The following is a 22,416-nucleotide window of genomic DNA, read 5'->3' as shown; positions in this document are numbered from 1 at the left end:
TTATTAAATCTATTTTAAGGATGATTAAAAAATGAAAACTAGTTTTTTAACTCATGGAAAAGTAATTATTATTGGTGAACATTCCGTTGTCTACGGCTATGATGCTTTAGCAATGCCTATTAAAGCTTTGCATATTAAAACTACCGTGGAAAACAATCCCGAGATGTGGATTAACACTGCACGCTACCATGGCTCTTTTTTTGACACTCCGAGCGAATACGACGGGCTTAAGTACGTTGTTAAAACTATGCAGAAAAAAGCAAACAATAACGAGCCATTGAAGATTACATATACAGGAGAAATTCCTATGGAACGAGGATTTGGCTCTAGTGCCACAGTCGCATTAGGTACCACAAAGGCATTAAATCAATTCTTTTCCTTAAATATGTCTGAATCTGAAATCATGGCAGTTACCAATCATGCAGAAATGATTAATCATGGCAAAGCTTCAGGTTTAGATGCTGCTACTGTTAATTCCGACTACTTGGTATTTTTCAATAAAAAAATGGGGCCTAAAGTTCTACAAGCTAAATTAGGAGCTACTCTGTTAATTATGGATACTGGAGAATTAGGCAATACTAAAAAAGCCGTTGCTCAGGTAAGTCAGCTCTTAAGTGAATCAGAACAAGCAAAAGCTAATATGAAACGACTAGGAGAATTAGCTTACCTAACAAAGAAGGCTTGGATCAATCATGATGTTAAAACTGTAGGCAATATTTTTAATGAAGCACAAAAGATTTTACATTCATTCAATATTTCAACCACTAAGATTGACCAATTACAAAAAATCGCCCTAGATAATGGTGCCTTAGGTTTTAAACTGTCTGGTGGTGGTTTAGGCGGAATTACAATCGCTCTATGCGAAAGTCAAGAAATCGCCGAAAATATTGCGGATAAATGTCAAGATCTAATTAGTAACTACTGGGTGGAGAAGATTTAATGTCAAAAATTGTACGTGCACATACAAATATCGCTTTAATTAAATATTGGGGTAAGGCAAATGCTGAATTAAGACTTCCTTTAATGTCAAGTCTATCAATGACGCTAGATGCTTTTTATACTGATACTTCAGTTGAGAAAACAAACGATGAGAATGCTTTTTATTTAAATGGACAAAAGCAAGATTCTAAACAAAGCCAGCGAGTTTTTTCATATTTAACTAAATTGCAAAATAAATTTGGTTATCATGACAACTTAATCGTTAAATCTGTTAATCATGTTCCAACCTCGGCTGGGCTCGCCTCATCTAGCTCAGCTTTTGCAGCATTGGCAGCCGCTTTTTTCCAATGCTATAATATCCAAGTTGACAAAAAAGAATTGTCACGTTTAGCACGAATCGGTTCTGGTTCAGCATGTCGCTCTATTTTTGGTGGATTCTCGGTTTGGCAAAAAGGAGATTCTGATGCAAGTTCTTACGCATATGCTTTAGATGAACATCCTCAAATGGATTTACATCTTTTGGCTGTAGAACTAAACACTAATCAAAAGAAAATCTCTTCTACAAGCGGGATGAAAGAGGCACAATCTTCTCCTTTCTTTAACCCTTGGCTTGAGCGCAATGAAACAGAACTTAATCAAATGATAGCAGCCATTAAAAACGATGACTTTACAGCATTAGGTGAATTAGCAGAATTAAATGCCAATGAAATGCATGCCATCAACTTAACTGCTCAACCAGAGTTTACATATTTTGAACCCAACACGATTCGTGCCATTAAATTAGTTGAAGACCTTCGCAAAGAAGGAATTGAATGCTACTATACTATAGATGCTGGTCCAAATATTAAAATTCTTTGTCGGTTAAGAAATAGCAAAGAAATCATTGAACGCTTTAAGTCAGTATTTAATAATGTTAATATAGTGATTGCAAATTTTGGTCCTGGTATTACCTACTTGGATTAATCATTGTAATAGAAAGTTAATTAGATTCGAGGATTTAATTCTTTTGATAACAGAAAAAGCACCCGGAAAATTATACATCGCTGGAGAATATGCCGTTTTAGAACAAAATTGTCCTGCTGTTTTAGTTGCCGTAAACCAATTTGTACATGTTTCAATTACTAAGAGCAAGACTTCTACTGGTTTGATTCACTCCAAACAATATTCACAAGATTCTATTCATTGGGTCCGTCAAGGCTCTAAAATGGTAATTGATAACCGTGATAACCCATTTGAATATATTTTATCTGCAATTTCTTATACAGAACAATACTGCATTGAACAAAATATCAAGATGAAAGTCTATGATCTGCATGTTAACTCAGATCTAGATTCTGCTGATGGTAAAAAATATGGTTTAGGTTCAAGCGCAGCTGTTACTGTAGCCACAGTTAAGGCTATTTTGCACTTCTACGGTGTAAAAATGAGCAATGAATTAGTATATAAATTATCTGCAATTTCCCACTATTCAGTCCAAGGCAATGGTTCCGCTGGTGATATTGCAGCTAGCGTTTATGGAGGCTGGTTAGCTTACCAAACCTTTGATAAGAAATGGCTACAATATGAATTAGCTAATAAAACCTTATCAGACGTAGTAAATGAAGCTTGGCCAGGACTTAAGATCGAATTGTTAACTCCACCTCATGACATGAAATTAATGATCGGTTGGAGTCAAAAGCCAGCATCAACCTCACGTTTAGTTGATGAAACAAACGCTAATAAAGCAGCTTTAAATACCGAATACAAAAACTTTTTAGCTGCCTCTAGCGAATGTGTCTTAAAGATGATTGTCGGTTTTGAAGCAAAAAATATTGCTCTTATAAAAAATCAAATTCGCGTTAATCGTCATTTATTACAACATTTTGCTAAAATTAATCAAATTGCCATTGAAATTCCACGTCTAACTCAACTAATCAAAATCGCTGAAGACTTTGGTGGTGCTGCTAAAACCTCTGGCGCTGGTAATGGCGATTGCGGAATTGTAATCACTGACGCAGATACCGATGTTGATGCCTTAGAAAATGAATGGCGTCGAAATGGCATTTTGCCTTTGAACTTTAGAGTTCACCAAATTAGCCTTGCTCACTAATTGGAGAAAAATATGTCAATTAGATCTGAAAGAAAAGAAGAACATCTGAAATTAGCTCATATGTTTTTTAATGAAGAAAAATATAATAGTTTTGATCAAATGCACCTGTTGCGCCCCGCTCTACCAGAAAGTAAGGTTGATCAATCTGTTTTGGCAACAGAAATGTTTAATAAAAGCGTTTCTGCTCCTTTTTTTATCAATGCAATGACAGGCGGATCAAAACAGTCTTTAATAGTTAATCAGGCTCTAGGAAAGATCGCGCAACAAGAAAAAATTGCTCTAGCACTTGGTTCTGCTAGCATTTTAGCTAAGGAAAAGGACCAGTTAGAAAGCTTTTATGTAGCTCGCAGTGAAGATCCAAATGGTGTCTTAATTGTCAATGTTAATCCAGAAACGCCTATTAATACGATTAAACAAACGATAAAAGAACTACAAGCTGATGCATTACAAATTCACCTTAATACGGTGCAAGAAATCGCAATGCCTGAAGGTGATCGAAACTTTATTTGGCTCGATCAAATCAAGAATATTCTCGATCTAATTACTATTCCTGTAATCATTAAGGAAGTAGGATTTGGACTTGATCAAAATAGTATTCATCTGCTTAAAGAAAATGGCATTAAATACTTTGATGTTGCAGGTAGTGGCGGCACAAACTTTGCTCAAATCGAAAATGCACGGAATGATCACGATGTCTCGTATCTTGAAGATATTGGGTTGCCCACTGTTATTTCGGCTTTGATGGCACAAAAAGAAAGTGTCAATTTCATTGTTTCAGGTGGCGTACGCAATCCGTTAGACATTTTAAAAGGATTATCTTTAGGTGGACAATTTGTTGGTATTTCTAATGTATTCTTGCAGGAATTCAACAAGAATAGTTTTGAGGGGCTTCAAACCTTAATCAGCAATTGGAAAAATGAATTAGCTGCTTTGATTGCGATATATGGTAAACACGACTTAGCATCCCTACCTAAAATAAAAAAATACTACGACCTGCCACTAAAAAATCAAATAGATCAATTAATTTAATATCAGAAATAGCACTAGACGATCTAGTGCTATTTCTTTACATAATTTTTATTATTTTCTAAGTCCCTTAGGATAGAAATTCTTCAAAATTCCATTACCTGTGATTTTACCAAAACTAAATATCAAATTCTGGTAACTAACTAGTAAAAAACCACGCAAATCACTTTGAACCTTAATCGTTTCTCCGTGTAAGTACTTTTGATAGTCATCCAAAGTTGCCAAATCTACTACACGTGTCTGCTTCAATTGACCCAATACTTCTGCTAATTGGTGTCCTGGTTCAAATCTCTTTTTCTTTAAAATTCCTAACTCTATCCCATTATTAACAATATGCAGTTTAGTTTTTTCAGACAAAACAATTGCAGGAATAAAGACATGATCATTTCTAACCATTGCTTTCTTAGACCAGTCGCTCAAACTATCAGGCAAATTGAATTGATTAATTACATTGCCTACTAGTTCCTGCTGACTTTTAGTTAAACGCAATGAGTTCTTTTTTTGCTTTTTCTTTTTACTCTTCTTGGTTACAGTTTCCACATTGCCACCATTTTTCTGTAATACTGCTGCGAACTGACCTTCACCAACTCCATCTTGTGGCCAAAATCTAATAGTTTTGGTTACTTCTGGATTATTATCACTCCATTCAGGATGACCTAAACTGATTTTCTCGTCCTTAATTTTGGTATCTAAAATACTAAAATCATGTTCATTAACTAACCAGCTAACAATTTGTTCATCTTCTTCAGGAGCGAATGTGCAAGTCGAATAGATTAATCTCCCATTTGGCTTGAGCATCTTAACTGCTTCATTCAAGATATCTTTTTGTCTTCTTTGGCATGTCAAAACATAATCTTGTGACCAGTAGTCAATTGCTTCTGGGTTCTTTCTGAACATTCCTTCCCCGCTGCATGGGGCATCAACTAAAATTACGTCAAAGAAATCAGAAAATACTGGTGAAAGTTTTTCTGGACTTTCATTAGTAATCAAAACATTACCTATTCCCCAACGTTCAACATTTTCTCGTAATGATTTGGCTCTAGTGCCAGAGATTTCATTTGCAACTAAAAGGCCTTCATTTTCTAACTGTTCTCCTAATTTAGTCGTTTTCCCACCAGGAGCAGCACACAAGTCTAACACTTTATCTCCAGGCTTTACACCACTCAACGCAGCAGGAAACATTGCAGCAGGATCTTGTGAATAAACATAACCACTTACCCATTCAGGATCTTCCCCGCTAATTTCACCATAATATGCATCCCTAAGATCAGGAATTGCTTCATTTAAACTATAAGCTATCTTCACTGGATTTTTTAATGTATTAATTCTAAAGGCTTTTTTATTCTCTTCATTCATTGCGGCGAAAAATTCCGTTGCCTCTTCATCGCCTAATAATTTTTGATATTTTTCTTTAAATTCTACGGGTAGTTTTAACAACTTTTTTGTCCTTTCTCATCAAGTGATACAACATAATACAAAATGCTATTACATTCATTAACCACGCAATAAGCAAAGCAATACTCAAACTACTATATGCTGAATAAAATGCATGCCATCTTAAAAAGATATATGCTAAAAACGCACAGACGCCCTCTACCATCAAAGTACGCACACTACGGTTAATTACCCAATTGCGTAACAAATCGCCACGAAGATGGGTTAATCTAGCTTGTCGCTTCATTAAAATTGCAAGTACCACGTTGCTTAAAATTCCAATTATCACACATGCCACTAGCATTAATATATTAGGCAATACTGATAAGCGATCACGATGATGTTCTTGTACAAATGAAGGAATGTGAAGTTTGGCATGATAATGCTTAGCTATTTTATTAATTACATATGGAGTACTATCAATTACAATTCTATAATTTCTTAATTGATCTTGTGCTGTAGGCTGGTCTACTCCCGTACTTAAATAATATTTATCCATCTCAACCTGCGGATAATTTTTGAATGTACCAATTACAGAATAATAGTTTCGACCTAAAACCACATATTTATTATTTTGCACTTCTAAAACATTGATTTTAGCAGTAGGTCCCAATACCGCAAACGAAACTTTGCCTTTAAAATCATCGGGTGAAAAATAGCGCCCAGTTTCAGTTGGTAAACTTTTGACCATATGGTTAGTCCAAACTAGGACCTGCTTTTTTTCATAATTACTATCAAAATGCAGCTGAATCTGATGATGCGCATAATTCTTATTCAAATACCGCAAAAATGAACTAATACTCTCGTCACTATCCGTTCTAAAGTAACGAGTATTATTAGTTAATCCATGGGCTTCCAACACTTCATCTGCATAATCGGACTGAATGTTGGAAATCATAGTACCTATTCCTAAAAACATGATTAGGGGTACTAAAAGTAAAAAAATTCTTTTAAAATTCATTATCTATCTCAAATATCCGTTCATCAATAAAATCAAAGCTTTGAAAAGAATCATTAATTGCTTTCAAAGCGGCTGTTTGTTTAAACCAATTATTTTGCCAAAATTCTGGTGAATTGGTTGCTCCATCTTCTTCACCAATAAAAATAAAATGTTTTGCATTACTGCATTTATGCCAGGTATCAATTGCTGCAATATCACTTTTGCCAAAATTCGGCGACCAAGAACAAATAATCAAATCTACATCGGAATAATGCTTAATTGCCTCAGTTGCCTCTAAATTGATAACTGGATGAAATGGCTCAGCTCCTGTCGATGAAGTTTTAGCCCACTCCAAAGAATCTGTACTTATCGTCTGAATTTCAACATTTTCCAGAGCTTTTGACCAATAAGCATTACCAGCCATAATTTCCAAAGCAGTATCAATATGCAGTCTATTCTTTATCAAATGTGCAGTTTTCAAATTGGGTACTGACCAAACACCATATTTTAAAGATAAGTATTGCCGAAAATTATTAAATAAATTATTAATATCGGTTAATTTTCTTTTTTGATTATTACCAATCTCTTCTAAAATCTCTTCTAAAATATCTTCAAATTGGTCTGGCAAAAGTCCTAATTTGGCCGGTGCTTCTATTAAAGGTTCACCTTTAGCAACCTGATGATCAATTTGTTTTATTTCTTCTACTTGCCTATGCACTGTCGAATGATTAATTTCATCATCTAACATAGTTAATTTATGTAAAAAATTCGTCATATCTTCCTACCTTACCTAACGATTTTACCATTCAAAGCCTTAGAAATCAGTTATAATAAAAATAGCAAATAAAAGGAGATTGTTTATGGGAGAAAAAACTAAGAAGAAAAATGAAGACGAAGAAAGCATAGGTCATTTTGTTCTCGACATAATCATTATGTTTGCGATTTTGATGGGGATTTACTATTTTGTATTTAGCTTTTTCCTTTCAAATGAAACGGTTTCTGGCCCCTCAATGCAGCCAACATTTGAAAACGGTGACCGTTTAATTGCTGTTCGTCATTTTACGCCGAAGCGCAATGATATTGTTATTTTAAAAGCCCCTGATCAAAAAGGTGCTTTATATATTAAACGTATAATTGGTACACCTGGTGATATGGTTACCTCAAAAAATGATAAGCTTTATATAAATGGCAAGCAAGTTGCAGAACCATATTTAAACAATAAATATGAAAGACAGGCTCATCGTTTAGGAGAACTATATACTAACAATTTTACGTTAAAAGAAAAAGTGCCTAAAAATCACTATTTCGTAATGGGTGACCACAGAGATGTTTCTAAGGATTCACGCTACTTTGGCTTTGTAAAACGAAGTGCATTGATTGGAAGAGTTGTCTTCCGCTATTGGCCATTTACTCAATGGAAAACATTTTAATTATTTAAACGTTTTTTTATATATAATTTGATTAGAATTAAAGTGTAAAGAGAGATTATTATGAATGAGCAACAAGAAGAATTATCTAACGCAATTATCGATTTTCAAGTTAAACATCATGTCAATGATACTGATTTAGCATTTGCTAGTCACCTATCTGTAGAAAAGGTGCACGCAATGAAAACTGGTGACGGGGAATTCACTAACGAAGAAATTAATCAACTTTATGACTACATGTCTGCTAATGCTTAATTAGTTAATCATAAAAAGACTTCACTCTTAATTTGAGTGAAGTCTTTTTTATCCATTCTTTTCATGCCAAGCTTTAATTTGAGCTAATCGTTTTTGAAAACGAATCTCATTGCCTTGATTGCTAGGATGATAGAACGTTTTTCCTTCTAATTCTGGTGGCATAGTTTTCATATTAGTTAATTTATCAGGACTATCTTGAGCATATTGATAATCTTTACCATAATGCAAATCCTTCATCAATTTAGTCGGCGCATTTCTAATCTGCAATGGAACAGGAAGATTACCTGTCTTCTTAATCAATTTCTTTGCCTTTTCTTGTGCTACATAAACTGAATTAGATTTTGGCGTACAAGCTAGGTAAATCACACATTCAGTCAAATGAACACCGCACTCTGGCAAACCAATGTATTTGCATGCCTGAAAAGTATTGATTGCGACATTCAAGCTATTGGTATCAGCTAAACCTACATCTTCACTAGCAAAGCGAATTAATCTTCTTGCAATATATAATGGGTCTTCGCCGCCTTCGATCATGCGGTTAACCCAATAAACTGCAGCATCTACATCGCTATTACGCATCGATTTATGCAGGGCTGAAATCAAATTATAGTGTTCTTCACCGTGTTTATCATAGCGCAGAGATTTAACGTTAATTAATTGCTTTAATACAGCATCGTCAATAACAACGTCTTTACCTGATTTTTTACCATTTAAAACCGCAATCTCAAGAGTATTCAGACTGCTGCGTGCATCCCCATTGCCAAAGATAGCAATCTGCTTTAAGGCTTCATCAGATACTTTAACGTTTAAATCAGGAAAGCCATTAGGATTCTTTAATGCTCTTTTTAGTAATAAAACAATATCATCCACTTTTAGAGAATGAAGCACAAATACCTTAGCCCTGCTCAAAAGAGCTGAATTCACTTCAAAATATGGATTCTCAGTAGTAGCTCCAATCAAGGTAATGCTACCCTGCTCTACAAATGGTAAAAAGGCATCTTGTTGTGCCTTATTAAAACGGTGAATTTCATCAATAAAGACAATGTTTCTTTCACCAAACTGACGATTCTGCTCTGCTTCTTCCATAATCTTACGAATATCTTTGATTGAAGAAGTAACTGCACTAAAAGTAATGAAATGTGCCTTAGTTCGTTTAGCGATAATTTCTGCCAAAGTAGTTTTGCCTGTTCCAGGTGGTCCCCATAGAATCAGTGATGGTACACGATCCTTTTCAATTAGATCGCGCAAAATCTTGCCATGACCAATTAAATTTTCTTGTCCTACAAAATCATCTAAATTTTGCGGACGAACACGGTCTGCTAATGGGGTATTTTCATTTTGATTTGCTAGAGAAAACAATGATTCTTCTTTCATAACTTTACCTCAAAATCATTATAACAAGAAAAACAGCCATCTTAATGATGACTGCTTTTTAATAATTTGCGATTTTAGGTTCAACAAAACTGTGAACAAACCAGAGATCAATGCTTCCAAATACGAGATTAACCACTAACAATAATATATCATCTAACCAGATCGGATCTACCGATCCCTTTTTAGCATCAATAAAGGATTGCAAGTGAGACATTATAATCAAGCCAAAATAGACAGCAACAATGACTAACACTACAATTACTAATAATCTAATCCATAAAGTACTCTTAAATGGCAAATAATTCGTAATCAATTTTGAAGTAAAATTAGTAAAACTAACAAAGAAATAAATGAACAAAATAATCATTACAATAAAGAACCAATGGAATAAAACATTATCCCAAGGATCGTATTGTGCACTCCAAAGTTGAAAATCTCTATAGATATGAACTAAGCTTTCTGCACCATATGAAGGTAGCAACAAAAATGCATTGATAATTTGTTGTAAAAAGAAAAATACACCGCATGCGACTAAACTACTAAAAATATTAGCTAAGTAAATTTTTCTTTCATCTGCTGCAATTAAATGCCAAGTTTGACTCGTATTAATCTTTTCATTTTGCCAACAAGCAATCGCACAAAAAGCAATATCAATATAAATAGTTAGCCACATATAACTATCTTGCCAATATTTTACTATACCAACATGAGCATAATAATCATCTGGCATAATTATTTTAAAAAAAGTCATAAAGACGATTGTAAAAATGTTAATCACTAATATTAAAGAAATATATCGTTGTTTTTGTGACCACATTTGTTTAAACAAACTCCAAAAATTGGTCAAATTTCTCACTTCCCTATCTTATCTTGGGTTCAATAAATTTCTCAATCAAGAATGAATTAATAGCACCCAAGATTATTGATCCAGCGAAGAATTCAATAATTGCCATTGGTAAAGTATCAACACTATACCCATTGGAATTCTTCATCAAATGACGCATATAAGCAGCAGTCAACTGATCATTAATCTTAAAAGCAATAGTTACTCCGATAATTACTAAGATGGCCATCACGAATATTTTTATAGCAGTAGAATTCTTACCTGGTAGTTGGTCAGTAATAGTTCTAGTTAAAAGATCAGCAAAACTGACGAAACAAAAGATAATTAAGACCAATCCAATTAGATAAAGTAGCATCTCAATTACTCCTATAACATCAGGCCAAGACCACGAGAAACCAACATTTTTACTTAACTTAAAGAAATTAGAACCATAACTCATACAATCAAAAGTAAGTACAATAATGCCAAGTACTACTTGGATCACAAAAATGTAAGCACATTGAACCATACTAGTAAGAATATTGATCCACCATAATTTGATATCGGAAACTGGTATTAAATGCCAAGTCTGACTTAAATTGATTTTTTCGTTTTGCCAGCAAAGTAATCCAAGAAAAACTAGATCACCAATTGCAGTAGTTATAATTCCTAAAGCAAAAATCATGTCCCAAAACTTGGGATGCGAATTTTGGGCAAACACCAGAAAACCTTTGGCAAAATTGTTGCTAGTGATTAGATCCATCAAAAACATAAAAATCACTGCAAAAGTTTGCACCAATAATACTAAATGAGCATAGCGACGCTTTTGGACAAACATCTGCTTAAATAAAGCTGAAAAACTAGTCATAAGCGCCTCCTTAATTTTGCTTTGCTTCGACAAACTTGTTTAAGAGCAAAATATCAAGCAAAGTAATTACGACATCAAAGACTAAAAATGATACCAAGGTTCCGCCTATTTGCAAGTTATCATTACCATCAGCTAAGAACGGAAGAAAGTTGCCAATTGCTCCAAAGACAACCGTAGCTGCATTGCTTAACAACCAAATCACCGCAATAATGATTACTACTCTAACGACAAACATTAAGAACTTGTTAGATCCATTAGGCAAGAAATCCATGATACTGCGGCTACTTAAGTTAATTAGACTAACAATTGCATACCAGGCATAACCAAGCAATATTACTAAAACTAATGCTCCAAGAAGTCCCCACCAATCTTGAGTACCAAGTTGCTGACTACGACTAAAGAAATCTGCTAAATTTTTCCTAACTTCATTAACCGTTAAGACTGGCAAACAAGTAACTGCCACTGTGATACCTTCTAAAATCATTAACCATAGGTAAGAAATAAATGCTGTACCAAAGTTGCTAAGCAGAAATTTAGTATCGCTAATTGGAATTAGTCGCCAAGTTTGACTACGGTTAATCTTTTCATTTTTGATGGATGAAATGATCCAGTAGACAAAATTAGCAAAAAACGAGGTAATAAACATCATGACGCCAAAAATAAGTAAGTAAGAAATCAAATGATTAGTTACTCCATGGTGTCCATTAATTACCATCACATTTGGATCGCCCTTCATGGAGATAATCATCCAAACTGAAAAACATAAGCTAGCAAATGCTTGAATCAGGTAAATTAAATAAACTGTCCTACTTTTTTCTTGAAACATTCTATTGAACAAAGTATTGAAACTAGTCATTATTCATCATCCTCATCTGCATAAAAACTTTCATAATACTCTTCAATAGTCTCATGATTTTGACGAATATCATCAGCAGATTTATGTTCTAGAATTGTATGATCTTTCACAATTACTACTTCATCAAGTAGCGACGAAATTTCATTAACAAAGTGATCAGAAATTAAAATTGTAGCTTTCTCATCTTTCCACAGAATGATTGAATTAATAATCTTTTTACGGGCCATAGCATCAATTCCGCCAAATGGCTCATCAAGCAAATACAAATCAGCTTTACGAGCAAAGGTTAACGCAATGATTAATTTTTCTCTCATTCCTCGTGACAATTGACTGAGCTTCATATCATTATCTAATTTCATAAATTTGCGCAATTCATCAAATTCGTTCTCATCAAAGTCTTGAAAAATAGTTGCGTAGAATTTAACTACATCTTTAATTTTGGTGGAGTCACTAAATCCTGTTAGGCCATCTGTAAAGGACAATTTAGCCTTTCTGGCAGCTTCTTTAGTTGCCCCCTCAAGATTGACTTCACCTTTATAATTCTTGGCTACACCGGCTATAATACGCATTAAAGTCGTCTTACCAGCCCCATTTTCTCCTAATAAGGCAACTATCTTACCCGACGATAAATTTAAATTAGCATCTTTTAAAATAGTCTTTTGATTTTTTCTGTAAGTTAAATCCTTAACCGTTAACAAATCGTTCATCTTACCCCTCGCATTTCTTTAGGTATTTTTCCAAAATCGTAATTAAATTTTCTTTTTTAACACCTAATTTCTCCATATTCTGGACAAATTCATCTAATTCATTATCGATCAGCGTTTGCTTAGTTTTAGCTAATAATTCCGTATCTTCAGTAACAAAATTACCCTCGCCTCGCTTAGTATAAAGAATGCCTTGATCATTCATCTGCTGCAAAGCGCGTTGAACTGTATTAACATTAACGGTCAATTCAAGTGCTAATTTTCTAACAGATGGGATCTTTTCCCCTGCTTTCATCTTCCCCAAAGCTATTTGACGATATAAATATTGTTCAATCTGAAGATAAATAGGAATATTATCTTTAAATTCCATTTACTCACCTTCTGTTTTTAGCCGTATTACATATCTATTACACTAATAATATAACGATATTTTAATTCTTTTGCAAGCATTAAATTTGTTTCACACTTTTTTAAATAAACAAAAAATAGCTTATACTTCTTAATATTTAAGAACTTATAAGCTATTAATATTAGCAGTGAATTATTTTCATAAGATAAATTTGAAAATAAATTATTGCTTTATCAACTAATTCACCTTAATTAAAAATATATATTTTTAACACAAAAGGTCAAAAAAGTTTCACTACTTAGCTCTTTCAGCATTTAATTCTGCCATTTTAATCATGACATCTACTGTCTTATACATTGATTCAAGCACAGTATATTCGTAGCGACCATGCATGTTTTCTTCACCGGCAAAGATATTAGGACATGGCAAGCCCATATAAGTTAATTGTGAACCATCTGTACCACCACGAACTGGATCTTCATTAACTTCTAAGCCTTCAGCCTTATATGCATCCCTAGCCAAATCAACGATATCCATGTGTTTCTTCAATTCATCAGCCATATTGTAATATTGATCGTTCATTTGAAGCTTGATGCGTTCGGTACCAAATTCATCGTTCATCTTTTTAATGATTGACTTAACCAAGTTCTTGCGTTCTTCAAGTCCATCACGTTCAAAGTCACGAATAATATAAGCCAAATGTGCGTGATCGACAGTACCATCAAAACTCAATAAGTGGAAAAAGCCTTCACGACCATCAGTATGTTCTGGACGATCATGTTCTGGCAATTGATTATGAAAATCAATCCCAACTTGGACAGCATTAATCATTTGACCTTTAGCAACAGCTGGGTGGACATTAACGCCTTGAATATCAAGAGTGAATTGCGCAGCTGAGAAAGTACCCCAGTCGAGCTTACCAGGTGCTTCGCCATCGACAGTAAAGGCAAAATCAGCACCAAAGTCCTTAACATCAAATTGTTCTGCACCGGTACCAATTTCTTCATCAGGAGTAAATGCTAAACGAATCTTGCCATGCTTAACTTCTGGATGATTCATCAAATATTCCGCAAAAGTCATCAATTCAGAAATACCGCACTTGTCATCCCCACCAAGCAAAGTATCACCAGATGCGGTAATAATAGTTTGGCCTTTATATTTTCTTAAATTAGGGAAAACTTCTGGATCAAGATAAAATTCAGAATCACCTAATTGAATCTTGCTTTCACCATCATAATTCTCATGAATTTGTGGCTTAACATTTTCTGAATTAAAATCGGCTGTATCACTATGTGCTAAAAAGCCCATTACTGGTACATCATAATCAACGTTAGAAGGAATTTCAGCAATTACACTACCAGCCTTTTGGTTGTAATGAATGTCACTTAAACCTAATTCCTCTAGATCCTTCATAATGACATTCTTTTGGAAATTTTCTTCTCTTTCAGTTGAAGGAAAACGATCTGAATTTTCATCTGAACGTGAGTTAACTTTAACGTATTTTAAAAATCTTGGTAATAAATTTGGGTATTCCATTATTAACAACCTCCTAGTATTAGAACAAATCTTGGAATGGATTGGTTGATACTTCAGATAGTTCTACGCCAACATTCCAATTATTCTCTTGGTTCCATTTCTTCAAACGATCATATACCTTATACTTAAACAATTTTTCAGTATAATGACCTGGATCAACTACAGTTAAACCTGAAGAAATCATATCATGACCAACATGATAATAAACATCCCCTGTGATAAAGGCATCTAGATGATTATCTAAAGCTCTGGTCCAATACTTGCCACCATCACCACAAATAAAGCCAACAGTAGAAATCTTTTTATTATTATCAGCTGTAATCAGTCTTGCCATCTTAATGCCCATCTTTTCTTTGACATAATAGGCAAAATCATAAGCTGTCATGGTTTCAGGTAATCTACCTTTTCTTCCCATAGCAATGCCATCATCGTCTAGACAAAATGGTTCAACATCTTTTAGACCTAATTCTTCGGCTTGCCAATCAGCAGACCCATCTTGAGCTTTATCAGAATTAGTATGAATTGAATATACCGTAATCCCATTTTTAATGATATTGCCATACATCGCATTTTGAGCATCTGCAAAATCAAGATTACGAGCAGGTCTAAACATTACTGGGTGATGACTAACAATGAAGTTTACGCCCTTTTCTACAGCTTCTTCTACAACTTGAGGACGAACATCTAAGGTCGTCATAACCTTAGTTACATCTGCTTCCATTGACCCAATTTGCATCCCTACAGGATCACCCTTGGAAGCTATATCTTCAGGGAAATCTTCTCTTAAACGATTCACAATGTCTTTTACTTTAGTCATGATTAATCTCCTCTTCTATCAATTTAATATGATGATTAACCTCATTAATACGATCTTCGTCTTTCTTTTTAGCCTTATTTAAGTTTTGCAATAATTTTTGGTTATATGCCAATTGTCCTTCCCATTTTTGATAAAAAACAGGATTTTTTTCTTGCAAAATAAATGGGCCAAAAAAGATTTCTTTTTCAGTTAAATCATGTTTAGTATCCGTCAGCTTAGCCTTAATCAATTCGTAAGTATGTCCAGCTTCTGCGATAAGCCTTTCGTCCATAATTTGATAATTATGCATCATTAACCAATTACGAACACCGGCTTCACCAATATTAGGTTCTAACACTAAAGTATCAAATTGATATTCTTTGCTCCAAGCAGCATCAAGAATATCAACCATCAATTTACCACCCATACCAGCTATTACCACTGTATCAATTTGATCCTGATGAGTAACAGTCTCTAGCCCATTACCCAATCTAGTTTCAATCTGTGCACTCAATCCGGCTTCTGCAATATCAGTCTTGGCATTTTCTAACGGACCAGCTGCAACATCACTGGCTATTGCAAAATCAATTTTGCCATTTTTCACTAATTCAATTGCCAAATAAGCATGATCAGTTCCAATATCAGCAACACGGCTACCGGAATCTACCATTTTTGCCAAAGTATTTAATCTTAAGTTCATTTTATCCTCCATCAGAGCATGTTTAATCAAATTTTAGCATATTTAGTAGTTCAATTTAGCTACTATTTGCTATAATTGTCAAAAGAAAGTGGGGTTTTATGAGTAAAACTGAAACCGTAACATTGACTAATATGTGTATGATTAAGAATAAAAATAAAATTCTAGTTCTTAATCGAACAGATCCCATTTGGCCGGGACTGACATTTCCTGGAGGTCACGTCGAAGCACATGAATCTTTTAATGACTCAGTTATCCGTGAAGTCAAAGAAGAAACAGGATTAGATATTGTGCATCCAAAGCTAGTCGGAGTTAAGCAATTTTATGACCATAACCAACAACGCTATTTGGTATTCTTTTATGTAGCAAATGAATTTTCAGGCACATTAAAGGAATCCGACGAAGGGACACTACAATGGATGAGCAAAGAAGAATTAAGCCAAAATAAACTAGCTTATAATTTTGATCATGATTTGCCTGTCTTTTTTGATTCAAGTATTAGTGAACATATGCTTGATGGAAAGCGAGATGAGCTCTTTTAATGAAAAAGATAGAAAGTAAATTGTCGCTTTGGATTGTCCTAATTGCAATTCTGATCTTTGCTTCTGTACCACTATGGCACATCAATTTGAATACTGCTCGGCCACAAACACATGTGGTCAAAAAGAAGCATAAAAAAGTAGTTCATAAAGTTACTTGGGGTTATCCTTTTAAAAAGCTATACGAAAAAAAGATCAAATTTAAATCAGGCCAAAAATTCGGTGAGACTGATGTCATTCGTCGTTATTACCCAACTAAAAGTTACTTTCACGACGGATATGACTTTGGATTCAGTGAAGTTGGGCATTCAACGGTATATGCGGTTCATGCCGGAACGGTCCATAAAATAAAATATGCCCCAGGACTTGGATTATATGTTTGGGTTATTTCCAAAGATGGATATGTAGAGATCTATCAGGAAGGATTTTTAAGTATTACGGATATTTATGTTAAAAAAGGCCAAAAAATTAAACTTGGGCAAAAGATTGGTCGTTTAACAGGATCGCATATCCACTTAGGTATTACCAAAACCGATAAAGATTACATCGATAAACATGGTGTTCCTTGCCACTATTACTGGAAAGATAACGGCACATGGCTCAATCCTATGAAAATCATTGAGGATGATATCGCTAAAGGAAAAGCCAGTAAATCCTAAAAAAAGGACGTTAAGCTTCTGCTTAACGTCCTTTTTAAATACTATAATGTTAATCCATGAAATCACGCAATTGATTAGAGCGACTTGGATGACGCAATTTGCGTAAAGCCTTAGCTTCGATCTGACGAATACGTTCACGAGTAACGCCAAATACCTTACCAACTTCTTCCAATGTACGTGTACGTCCATCATCAAGACCAAAACGTAAACGCAAAACATTTTCTTCACGATCAGTTAAAGTCTCAAGTACTTGCTCAAGCTGTTCCTTAAGCATTTCATAAGAAGCATGTTGTTCTGGACTAGTTGCATCCTTATCTTCAATGAAATCACCTAAGTGTGAATCATCCTCTTCACCAATAGGCGTTTCAAGAGAAACTGGCTCTTGTGCAATTTTAAGAATATCACGAACCTTATTAGTAGGCATATTCATTTCAGCACCAATTTCTTCAGGAGTTGGTTCACGTCCCAAATCTTGGAGTAATTGACGTTGGATTCTGATCAACTTGTTAATTGTTTCAACCATGTGAACTGGAATTCTGATTGTACGAGCTTGATCAGCGATCGCACGCGTAATAGCCTGTCTAATCCACCAAGTAGCGTAAGTAGAAAACTTAAATCCAAGACGATAATCAAACTTATCTACGGCCTTCATCAGACCCATATTACCTTCTTGAATTAAATCAAGAAATGACATTCCACGACCTACATAACGCTTAGCAATAGAAACTACCAAACGAAGGTTAGCTTCAGCCAACTCTTGCTTTGCTTCCTCGTCGCCTTCTTCAATTCTTTTGGCAAGTGCAATTTCTTGATCAGCAGTAAGAAGAGGCACACGTCCGATTTCCTTTAAGTACATCCGCACTGGATCATTCATACGAACGCTGGATGGTGCAGACATATCCTTCAATTCGGCCTTTTCAACGTCTTTTTGCTTCTTTAAGGCTAATTTTGATGGATCCCCATTCTCATCTACGATATTAATACCATTATCTTCAAATTCTTGTACTAGTTGATCAACAGCCTTACCCTGCAAATTATATGGCTTAATCAGACGAGCAGTGAAATCTTTTTCTGTAATTGTCTTGTCTTTTTTAACGTCCTTAACGACTTTCTTAACCATCTTGTCTAAAGATAGTTTTTGTGTAGTTTCTTTTTCTGCCACTAAAAAGCCTCCTTAATTAACCTAAGATTCTCTTCAACTCAATAATTTTTTGAGTAACTTCTATTGTTTTCTTAACATCTTCTCTCTGCTTAGCATCCTGCAATTGATTCTGAAGCTCATTCAGCTGGGAATAAATGCTGCGCTTTTGAAGTGCAAATACGTGCTCATTAATTTCTTGAATTGTAAAATCCTTCGGCATATGTGCTAGTTCAGCATCTACTATTATACCTTGAAGTTGCTCAGGAATAAAATCTAAAAAACTATCAATTTGTGGATTATCATGCGTTGCGGCAAACTTTAACCATAACTGAGATAAAGTTTCATAATCTTGATCAGGAAAATGAAACTTCCCTTCTTGTAAATACTGCTGGGCGTTAGCCGAATGAATAAATAAATATAGTAAGCGTGATTGACTAGGGTGTTTTTGAACCTCAGTTTGCTGAACAGGCAATGTCTCAACAGATGAAGTAGGCTCACCCAAATTTAAACTGTTTGATTGATCAGTATAATAATCACGATTACGGGTTCGAGTATGACTGCGAGCACGATTATTTTTTCGACGTTCACGAGCTAAATTAGCTTTTAAAGAGTTAAGTGATACACCAGCTGATCTAGATAATTTTTCCAGATACATATCTTGTTCAACTGGATTTTTAACATGACTAATCTCTTTAACTGCTTCATCTAAATACGTGATTTTTTCACGGTCATTATCTAAATTATATTTCTGAGCTAATCTTTTAAGGAAAAAGTCTGTAGGTGTCAATGCACCTTTTACTTCTCCTTGATATTTCTCAGCACCGTATTTTCTTACATATTCATCAGGATCTAATTTTTCTGGTAAGACAACAATCCCTAAATTAAAATTGCCATCTTTACTAAACATTCGAGCAGCACGTTCTTCAGCATGAACTCCCGGATCATCCCCATCATAGTTGACAATAATATTAGGAGTTACTCGACGCAGCATATAAACTTGATCATCGGTTAAACTAGTTCCCATAGAAGCAACACCGGACTTGATTCCTGCTTTATAAGCAGCAATTACATCCATGTAACCTTCATACAAAACTAGATGTCCTTCACTACGCGCCGCTTTTTTAGCTTCCGCAAAATGAAATAAAACTTTGGATTTAGTAAAAACTGCGGTTTCTGGACTATTCATATATTTTGCTTCAGTCTTATCATTTGAAATCCTACGTCCAGAAAATCCAATGGAATGACCATTTTCATCTTCTAATGGAAACATGAGTCGATCACGAAAACGATCAAATAGTCGTCCATCTTGGCTTTGTACAAACAATCCACTTTGTGCTAAATCATCATCTTTATACCCTTTGCTTCTTAAATAAGTTATTAAGACATTATCCTCTTTAGGGGCATAACCTATTTTAAAATGTTCAAGAGTATTAGAGTCCAATTGGCGTTTTTTAGCATATTGCATCCCTCGCTCACCTGCTTTAGTGGTTAACAGTACGCGATGATAGAAGTCTTCTGCATCTTTATTAATACGCATAATTGGACTTAGTTTTGTTCCACCACTCGTATTATAACCAGCTGGCATTGCAATATGGGCGAATTCAGCAACTCGTTGAACACTTTCAGGAAAAGTCAGGTTGTCTTTATACATTAAAAATTTAAAAACATTACCACCCTTCCCACAGCCAAAACACTTAAAAAATTGTTTTTCTTCATTTACTGTGAAAGATGGCGTTTTTTCCTGATGAAAAGGGCAAAGACCAATATAGTCTTTGCCTTTCTTTTCAAGTGAGACGTATTGGCTGATCACATCCACAATATTAACGTTACTGCGAACTTCCGCAATAAAATCTTCTGGAATTCGTCCAGCCATATGAATCACCTTTTCTATCTTATTTTTTATTTAATAACCAACTTGCTCAAATCACCTAAGCGATCAGCTAATTCGCTAACAGCATATAATTGTGCTAAACGATTATTCTTAACATTTTCATCTTTATCCATAATCATGTTAGCTTCGAAGTATTGATCGATTACTGGTTGTAAGTGAACAAAGCCTTGGTACAAGTCAGCTAAGCTTTCAATATTTTGTAAGTTTTGAACACCAGCATAAAGTTCTGTTTCACTATTGTCAACAAATAAACTTTTATCAACATCAACTTTACCGTTGAACTTAGCTTTCTTCAAAATATTGTTAATTCTAGTTAAACTTTCTACTACTGGCTTAAATTCTTCATCATCATGGTGAAGTTGCAATACATTAGCAGCAGCTAAAATTTGACTTGGATCTTGTTGACTTGAAGCAAGAACTGCATCAACAAGATCGTACTTAAACTTATTCTTTTGTAAGTATTGCTTTACACGATCACGAATAAAGTCTGCAATTTCTTGTTCAGAATCACCCTTAGGAAGTTTAGCTGGAGTTACGCCGCCAAGCATATTAATGATTTCTGGTAATACTTCATTAAATGGAAGTGACCATTTTTCATTAAGCAAAATTCTAACAATACCATAAGCATAACGACGAAGAGCATATGGGTCATTAGATGAAGTAGGAATCATGCCAGCACCAAAGAATGTAATAATAGTATCGATCTTATCGGCAACTGACAATAATGAACCTACTGTAGTTTCTGGTAATGGACCTTCCGCTGTGGCAGGCATGTAGTGTTCCTTAATAGCAACTGAAACTTCTTCATCTTCACCAGCAAGACGAGCATAATGCATCCCCATCACACCTTGAAGTTCCGCAAATTCACCTACCATTTTCGTTACTAAGTCAAACTTGTAAAGTTCGCTGGCACGATCAAAATCAGTAACTACATTTTCAGGTAAGTTCCAACGCTTTGCAAGGTAATCACCAATCATGCGAACACGTTGCATCTTTTCAGCCATAGAACCAATCTTATCATGAAATGAAACATTCTTAAGACGATCAACAAAGTGGCTAAGTGGATACTTACGGTCTTCATCATAGAAGAATTGAGCATCGTCTAGACGAGCAACCAATACCTTTTCGTTACCAGAGATAATATTGTCGAGGTAATCCTTGTTACCGTTACGAACAGCGATAAAGTGGTTAATCAACTTGCCATTTTCATCGTAAACTTCAAAGTATCTTTGATTATCCTTCATTGAAGTAATCAAAACTTCATCAGGAATGTTTAAGTACTTTTCATCGAATGAACCAGCAAAAACTGTTGGATATTCAACAAGGTAAGTAACTTCTTCAAGCAAGTCACGATCAGGTTTAATTTGCCAATGATTCTTCTTAACCAATTCGTTCATTTGGTTAACAATCATATCTTTACGTTCTTCGGCGTTAGCAATTACGTATTGATCCTTCAATGCGTCTTCATAGTCATCTGCGTTAGCTAAAACAACTGAATCACCTAAGAAACGGTGGCCTTGAGTTTTGCGTCCTGCAGTAATATCTAAAATTTTAACAGGAATTACATCGCTACCAAATAATGATACAAGCCAGTGAATTGGACGTACAAACTCAAAATCATTTGAATCCCAGCGCATCTTAGTTGGGAAAGTCATGGCTTTGATAATATCGCTCATGCCAAGCAAAATGTCGCTAGCTTTTTTACCTTCTTTTTGGACATGAACATAAGCATATTCAGTACCCTTAAGTTCTTCAAAGTAAATATCATCAGTAGTCATACCTTGACCGCGAGCAAATCCTTGCGCAGCCTTAGTCCAATTACCATCAGCATCTTGAGCAATCTTCTTTGCAGGTCCTTTTTTAATCTCATCAATATCATCTTGCTTTTCAGCTAAGTCTTCAACAAGAATGGTCAAACGACGAGGAGTTGAAAAAGTCTTGATATCTTTGAACTTTAAGCCATTTTCTTTCAAAAATTTTCTTGTTCTGTCAGCTAATTGCTTAACGCTGCGTGGTACAACGTGAGCTGGCATTTCTTCAGTACCAATTTCAAATAAATAATCTTTAGCCATT

The 22,416-nt window shown here is 34.8% G+C and carries 23 protein-coding genes; 8 read left to right on the top strand and 15 right to left on the bottom strand.

The features are described from left to right. Positions 1-31 precede the first annotated feature (31 nt). From mvk to fni, 4 genes are read left to right on the top strand one after another with little or no spacing between them, the layout of a single operon-like run. On the top strand, positions 32-940 hold the full coding sequence (gene mvk, locus AADV52_RS02385) for a mevalonate kinase (RefSeq protein WP_014918690.1): 909 nt from the start codon (positions 32-34) through the stop codon (positions 938-940). Continuing rightward, complete coding sequence (mvaD, locus tag AADV52_RS02380) at positions 940-1,902, top strand: diphosphomevalonate decarboxylase (protein ID WP_014918689.1); 963 nt, start codon at positions 940-942, stop codon at positions 1,900-1,902. The genes mvk and mvaD overlap by 1 nt, the downstream gene beginning before the upstream one ends. A gap of 43 nt (positions 1,903-1,945) precedes the next feature. Next, on the top strand, positions 1,946-3,028 hold the full coding sequence (locus AADV52_RS02375) for a phosphomevalonate kinase (RefSeq protein WP_014918688.1): 1,083 nt from the start codon (positions 1,946-1,948) through the stop codon (positions 3,026-3,028). A gap of 12 nt (positions 3,029-3,040) precedes the next feature. After that, positions 3,041-4,057 (top strand): type 2 isopentenyl-diphosphate Delta-isomerase, encoded by a 1,017-nt coding sequence (fni, locus tag AADV52_RS02370; RefSeq protein ID WP_014918687.1) that lies wholly within the window; start codon positions 3,041-3,043, stop codon positions 4,055-4,057. A gap of 51 nt (positions 4,058-4,108) precedes the next feature. Here fni and AADV52_RS02365 read toward each other — a convergent pair whose 3' ends face one another. The 3 genes from AADV52_RS02365 to AADV52_RS02355 are packed head-to-tail and all read right to left on the bottom strand — an operon-like array spanning position 4,109 to position 7,203. Further along, complete coding sequence (locus AADV52_RS02365) at positions 4,109-5,491, bottom strand: RsmB/NOP family class I SAM-dependent RNA methyltransferase (RefSeq protein WP_014918686.1); 1,383 nt, start codon at positions 5,489-5,491, stop codon at positions 4,109-4,111. Then, the gene (locus tag AADV52_RS02360; RefSeq protein WP_057729717.1) at positions 5,466-6,449 is read right to left on the bottom strand and encodes an ABC transporter permease; all 984 of its coding nucleotides are present in this window, start codon (positions 6,447-6,449) and stop codon (positions 5,466-5,468) included. The genes AADV52_RS02365 and AADV52_RS02360 overlap by 26 nt, the downstream gene beginning before the upstream one ends. After that, positions 6,439-7,203 carry a hypothetical protein gene (locus AADV52_RS02355; RefSeq protein WP_014918684.1) on the bottom strand — a complete coding sequence of 255 codons (765 nt, stop codon included), beginning with the start codon at positions 7,201-7,203 and terminating at the stop codon, positions 6,439-6,441. Before AADV52_RS02355 ends, AADV52_RS02360 begins: the two co-directional genes overlap by 11 nt. A gap of 85 nt (positions 7,204-7,288) precedes the next feature. Here AADV52_RS02355 and lepB point away from each other — a divergent pair, with 85 nt between their 5' ends. After that, positions 7,289-7,858 (top strand): signal peptidase I, encoded by a 570-nt coding sequence (gene lepB, locus AADV52_RS02350; protein ID WP_012211962.1) that lies wholly within the window; start codon positions 7,289-7,291, stop codon positions 7,856-7,858. A gap of 60 nt (positions 7,859-7,918) precedes the next feature. Further along, the gene (locus AADV52_RS02345; protein ID WP_003627439.1) at positions 7,919-8,110 is read left to right on the top strand and encodes an LBP_cg2779 family protein; all 192 of its coding nucleotides are present in this window, start codon (positions 7,919-7,921) and stop codon (positions 8,108-8,110) included. A 48-nt stretch (positions 8,111-8,158) separates the two neighbouring features. Here the strand turns inward: AADV52_RS02345 and AADV52_RS02340 are convergent, their stop codons facing one another. The 9 genes from AADV52_RS02340 to AADV52_RS02300 all read right to left on the bottom strand — a co-directional run bounded on the left by AADV52_RS02340 (position 8,159) and on the right by AADV52_RS02300 (position 16,116). Beyond that, a complete protein-coding gene (locus AADV52_RS02340; RefSeq protein WP_012211963.1) occupies positions 8,159-9,484 on the bottom strand; it encodes a replication-associated recombination protein A in 1,326 nt (441 codons plus the stop codon). A gap of 58 nt (positions 9,485-9,542) precedes the next feature. Further along, positions 9,543-10,331, bottom strand: a complete 789-nt coding sequence (locus AADV52_RS02335) for a hypothetical protein (RefSeq protein WP_014918683.1) — start codon at positions 10,329-10,331, stop codon at positions 9,543-9,545. 13 nt (positions 10,332-10,344) lie between these two features. Beyond that, complete coding sequence (locus AADV52_RS02330; protein ID WP_014918682.1) at positions 10,345-11,175, bottom strand: hypothetical protein; 831 nt, start codon at positions 11,173-11,175, stop codon at positions 10,345-10,347. Between the two features lie 10 nt (positions 11,176-11,185). Continuing rightward, complete coding sequence (locus AADV52_RS02325; RefSeq protein WP_014918681.1) at positions 11,186-12,031, bottom strand: ABC transporter permease; 846 nt, start codon at positions 12,029-12,031, stop codon at positions 11,186-11,188. Further along, positions 12,031-12,738: an ATP-binding cassette domain-containing protein gene (locus AADV52_RS02320; protein ID WP_014918680.1), complete on the bottom strand. Its 708-nt coding sequence runs from the start codon at positions 12,736-12,738 to the stop codon at positions 12,031-12,033. The genes AADV52_RS02325 and AADV52_RS02320 overlap by 1 nt, the downstream gene beginning before the upstream one ends. 1 nt (position 12,739) lies before the next feature. Then, positions 12,740-13,105: a GntR family transcriptional regulator gene (locus AADV52_RS02315; RefSeq protein ID WP_003627446.1), complete on the bottom strand. Its 366-nt coding sequence runs from the start codon at positions 13,103-13,105 to the stop codon at positions 12,740-12,742. 273 nt (positions 13,106-13,378) lie between these two features. Then, on the bottom strand, positions 13,379-14,620 hold the full coding sequence (pepT, locus tag AADV52_RS02310; protein ID WP_014918679.1) for a peptidase T: 1,242 nt from the start codon (positions 14,618-14,620) through the stop codon (positions 13,379-13,381). Between the two features lie 19 nt (positions 14,621-14,639). Beyond that, positions 14,640-15,437, bottom strand: a complete 798-nt coding sequence (locus tag AADV52_RS02305) for a Nif3-like dinuclear metal center hexameric protein (RefSeq protein ID WP_014918678.1) — start codon at positions 15,435-15,437, stop codon at positions 14,640-14,642. Next, positions 15,430-16,116, bottom strand: coding sequence for a tRNA (adenine(22)-N(1))-methyltransferase (locus AADV52_RS02300; protein ID WP_014918677.1), 687 nt, complete (start codon positions 16,114-16,116; stop codon positions 15,430-15,432). Before AADV52_RS02300 ends, AADV52_RS02305 begins: the two co-directional genes overlap by 8 nt. A gap of 98 nt (positions 16,117-16,214) precedes the next feature. Here AADV52_RS02300 and AADV52_RS02295 point away from each other — a divergent pair, with 98 nt between their 5' ends. Both AADV52_RS02295 and AADV52_RS02290 read left to right on the top strand, forming a co-directional pair. Continuing rightward, entirely contained in the window at positions 16,215-16,655 is a 441-nt protein-coding gene (locus AADV52_RS02295; protein WP_014918676.1) for an 8-oxo-dGTP diphosphatase, read from the top strand. Then, positions 16,655-17,311, top strand: coding sequence for a M23 family metallopeptidase (locus AADV52_RS02290; RefSeq protein ID WP_014918675.1), 657 nt, complete (start codon positions 16,655-16,657; stop codon positions 17,309-17,311). Before AADV52_RS02295 ends, AADV52_RS02290 begins: the two co-directional genes overlap by 1 nt. Positions 17,312-17,360: 49 nt before the next feature. On the opposite strand, the gene rpoD is transcribed toward AADV52_RS02290, so the two are convergent. Genes rpoD through glyS form a run of 3 tightly spaced genes read right to left on the bottom strand, consistent with a single transcriptional unit; the run spans position 17,361 to position 22,415 of the window. Continuing rightward, the gene (rpoD, locus tag AADV52_RS02285) at positions 17,361-18,473 is read right to left on the bottom strand and encodes an RNA polymerase sigma factor RpoD (RefSeq protein ID WP_014918674.1); all 1,113 of its coding nucleotides are present in this window, start codon (positions 18,471-18,473) and stop codon (positions 17,361-17,363) included. Between the two features lie 16 nt (positions 18,474-18,489). Continuing rightward, the gene (dnaG, locus tag AADV52_RS02280) at positions 18,490-20,325 is read right to left on the bottom strand and encodes a DNA primase (protein ID WP_014918673.1); all 1,836 of its coding nucleotides are present in this window, start codon (positions 20,323-20,325) and stop codon (positions 18,490-18,492) included. Between the two features lie 26 nt (positions 20,326-20,351). Further along, positions 20,352-22,415, bottom strand: a complete 2,064-nt coding sequence (gene glyS / locus AADV52_RS02275; RefSeq protein ID WP_014918672.1) for a glycine--tRNA ligase subunit beta — start codon at positions 22,413-22,415, stop codon at positions 20,352-20,354. Position 22,416: the final 1 nt, after the last annotated feature.

The sequence above is a fragment of the Lactobacillus helveticus genome (genome assembly GCF_046109915.1).
GTDB lineage: Bacteria > Bacillota > Bacilli > Lactobacillales > Lactobacillaceae > Lactobacillus > Lactobacillus helveticus.
Note: the sequence above shows the minus strand (reverse complement) of the source record. Positions and strands in the feature narration are given on the sequence as shown.